Raw genomic sequence first — 3,195 nt, 5'->3', positions numbered from 1 at the left:
CGCGATACCGTAACCGACAACTTCCGCGTCGTATCCCTAGAAAAATACAAAATCGTCTGAAACGACATCAGGTCAATTCAGGCGCATGAGTATATCATGAAAACATTTCTGAAAATCATCGGCGTGATCGCCGTACTTGCCGTGCTCGGCTATGCCGCCATCATGTATTTCAGTTCGGGTGCGCGCACGGTCGCGCGCGATTTCCTGATGCTCAGCAGCACCGGAAACCATGAACAAGCCAGAGCTTTCCTTCACCAATCCCTGCAGACCGAAGAAAACTCTCAGAAAATCCTCGCGATTTTTGACGGTGTTCAGCCCTATACCGACATCTCGTTTTCGGGCGTGAGCATGTCAGGTGGATCAACAACACTGGAAGGCACAGCGTTGACCGACAGTGGGTGTGCATCAAAAATTGAAATGGAGATGATCAAAGAACAGATCACCTTCTTCAATATTTCACCGTTGTGTCGATGAAGGTCACTCTGCCGGTGCAGTGACGAGCGCCGAAAACACGGTCTCGTTCCCGGGTTCCGGATGCCTTGGGATCATCAGCGCCAGCATCAGCGACACGAGCGCCATGCCAGCGGCGAGCCCAAACACGGCACCGGGTGAGACCAGCCACATATACCCCAGCAGCGCCGGCAGGAAGACTGCGGCGATGTGGTTGATGGTGAAGGCCACCGCGGCCGTGGGGGCGATATCGCCCGGATCGGCGATTTTCTGAAAGTAGGTCTTCAAGGCCAACGCCAGCGCGAAGAAAATGTTGTTCACGATGTACAGTACCGTGGCAAGCATGACGCCCCAGCCGAACCAGTAGATGCCGCCGTAAAGCACAAAGACAACGACCAGCCCGACATATTCCACCGCCATCGCATTGCGTTCGCCGAACCGATGCACCACCCGGCCCAGGATCGGCGCCAGCACCATGTTCGCCACAAGTGTCACCAGCATCAGCTTGGTGATCTGGTCGACATCCAGCCCGAAGCGTTCCACCATCATGAACGCCGCGAACACGACAAAGATCTGACGACGCGCGCCAGACATGAATTGCAGCGCGTAATAGAGCCAGTAGCGCCGCCGCAGGATGAACTTTTTGACCTGCGGGTTGGGGGCTTCAAACTGCGGCATCATCACGACGCAATAGGCCACGATGGCGAGGGTCAGCGCGCCGGAGACCATGTAGACGAAGTTGTAGCTCAGGTCATAGGCCCGCCATGTGACCACGATCACCCCATAGGCCACCAGTGTCGCGGCCGATGCGGCGGAAACGAGCAGGCCCAGCATCTGTGGAGCGCGGTCCTTGGGCAGCCATTGCAACTGCAGCGACTGGTTCACCGTCTCATAGTAGTGAAACCCGATGGAACTGATCAATGTCACGAAGAGCAGCCCGCCCATCGACGGGAAATACGCCGTCATCGCCGTCGCAACACCCAGCATTGCGAGCGAGATCATCGCAAGCGTCTGTTCCCGCACGAATATGATCACGGCGATCACTCCGACGGCAAGAAAGCCGGGGATTTCCCGAACGGTGTGCAGCCAGCCAATATCCGCACCGTCAAACTGCGCCACTTCGATGACGAAGTTGTTCAGCAACGCCGACCAGGTCGCAAAGGACAGCGGCATGGCAATGGCCATGAGGAACAGCAAGGTGATGGGCCGTCGGTGAACCGGCAGATCACGTGCATCGGCAAGGGGAACAACACGTTTCATGACGTTCCTTTACGCCTGCTTTCCTCCCTTGGCGAGAGGCAAGCGGCGCGTGAACAGTCTTTGTGCAGAGGGTCACATGATCAATCCTTTCTCTTGGTCGCTGTCGGATGGCCGGGCAGCGCCAGCTTTGCCCTCGAAACCCTGAGATTCGGTTAATGGGCCTGCTGCGACCTGATCCAGATCAAAGCGCACATATTCATGGACGTGCATGCATGGCCAACCCAATCGGAGACCGCCATGGACCTCGTGACCCTTGTGGACCGGATCGGCGAAGCCCCAACGGCTGCGCTGTTCGGATTGATCACCGGCATCACCTTTGGTGTTGCGGCACAGCGATCGCGTTTCTGCCTGCGCGCCGCCACAGTCGAATTCGCTCGGGGCATGATGCAGGACAAGGTGGCAGTCTGGCTGCTGACCTTTTCGACCGCCGTGGTCTGGGTTCAGGCGGCCCAGATGTTCGGTCTCATCGACACGACGGAGGCGCGCATGATGGCGGTTCCAGGAAGCTGGTCCGGTGCCATCATTGGCGGGCTGATGTTCGGAGCGGGTATGGTGCTTGCCCGCGGTTGTTCCGGCCGTCTGCTCGTCCTTGCGGCGACCGGGAACCTGCGCTCCGTGGTCTCGGGCCTGATTTTTGCCGTGGTGGCACAGATGAGCCTCACGGGTTGGCTTGCCCCGATCCGCGACCGGCTTGCTGCGATGTGGATCACCTCGGGCGGGCGCAACCTCGACCTCCTGACGGCGCTTCATCTGCCGGACGGATCGGGGCTCGTCTTCGGGCTGGCGACTGCGCTGCTCGCGCTCGAGTTGTCACGACGCAACCAGATCGGCTGGCAACGCCTTGTTTTCGCGTCCGGAGTCGGCTTTGCCGTCGCCATGGGATGGGCGTTGACCTATGCGCTGAGCCGCGTGGCCTTTGACCCGGTTCAGATCGAAAGCGCCACGTTCACAGGACCATCAGCAAACACGTTGATGTTTTTTCTGGACCGATCCTCCATTCTGGAATTCGACGTGGGCCTTGTGCCGGGTGTGGTGATCGGGTCGTTCCTTGCCGCGCTCTTCACAGGAGAGCTCAAATTCCAAGGCTTCGAAGGGCCGACGCCCATGCGCAACGCGATGATCGGCGCGGCGCTTATGGGGTTTGGTGGAATGCTGGCAGGTGGTTGCGCCATCGGCGCCGGTGTCACCGGCGGTTCGATCTTTGCCGGAACCGCGTGGCTTGCGCTGTTCTGCATGTGGATTGGCGGGATGAGCATGGACATGGCACTGGGCGGACGCGGGCAACCTGCTGCCGTCTGACGACAGCGCCGCCCGCGCGAAAACACCGTGAGGTCCGGATTTACTGACTTCGCGGACCGCAAAACCGTGCTATGCTCGGCCCATTCTTTTTCTATACTCATGCGCCTGAATTGACCTGATGTCGTTTCAGACGATTTTGTATTTTTCTAGGGATACGACGCGGAAGTTGTCGGTTACGGTATCGCG

The 3,195-nt window shown here is 58.8% G+C and carries 3 protein-coding genes; 2 read left to right on the top strand and 1 reads right to left on the bottom strand.

Going from position 1 to position 3,195, the window contains the following annotated elements:
- Positions 1–96: 96 nt before the first annotated feature.
- Positions 97–474, top strand: a complete 378-nt coding sequence (locus MRY75_RS18920; RefSeq protein ID WP_292309567.1) for a hypothetical protein — start codon at positions 97–99, stop codon at positions 472–474.
- A gap of 3 nt (positions 475–477) precedes the next feature.
- Here MRY75_RS18920 and MRY75_RS18915 read toward each other — a convergent pair whose 3' ends face one another.
- Positions 478–1,710: an MFS transporter gene (locus MRY75_RS18915; RefSeq protein ID WP_292309566.1), complete on the bottom strand. Its 1,233-nt coding sequence runs from the start codon at positions 1,708–1,710 to the stop codon at positions 478–480.
- Between the two features lie 237 nt (positions 1,711–1,947).
- On the opposite strand from MRY75_RS18915, the gene MRY75_RS18910 reads away from it, so the two are divergent.
- Complete coding sequence (locus MRY75_RS18910; protein WP_292309565.1) at positions 1,948–3,009, top strand: YeeE/YedE family protein; 1,062 nt, start codon at positions 1,948–1,950, stop codon at positions 3,007–3,009.
- The last annotated feature ends 186 nt before the right edge of the window (positions 3,010–3,195 follow it).

The sequence above is a fragment of the Marivita sp. genome (genome assembly GCF_022763305.1).
Taxonomy (GTDB): Bacteria; Pseudomonadota; Alphaproteobacteria; order Rhodobacterales; family Rhodobacteraceae; genus Marivita.
Note: the sequence above shows the minus strand (reverse complement) of the source record. Positions and strands in the feature narration are given on the sequence as shown.

Bases quoted from the DNA above. Each gene is read 5' to 3' on its own strand.
- MRY75_RS18920 (WP_292309567.1), top strand. From the start codon at position 97: ATGAAAACATTTCTGAAAATCATCGGCGTGATCGCCGTACTTGCCGTG.
- MRY75_RS18915 (WP_292309566.1), bottom strand. From the start codon at position 1,710: ATGAAACGTGTTGTTCCCCTTGCCGATGCACGTGATCTGCCGGTTCAC.
- MRY75_RS18910 (WP_292309565.1), top strand. From the start codon at position 1,948: ATGGACCTCGTGACCCTTGTGGACCGGATCGGCGAAGCCCCAACGGCT.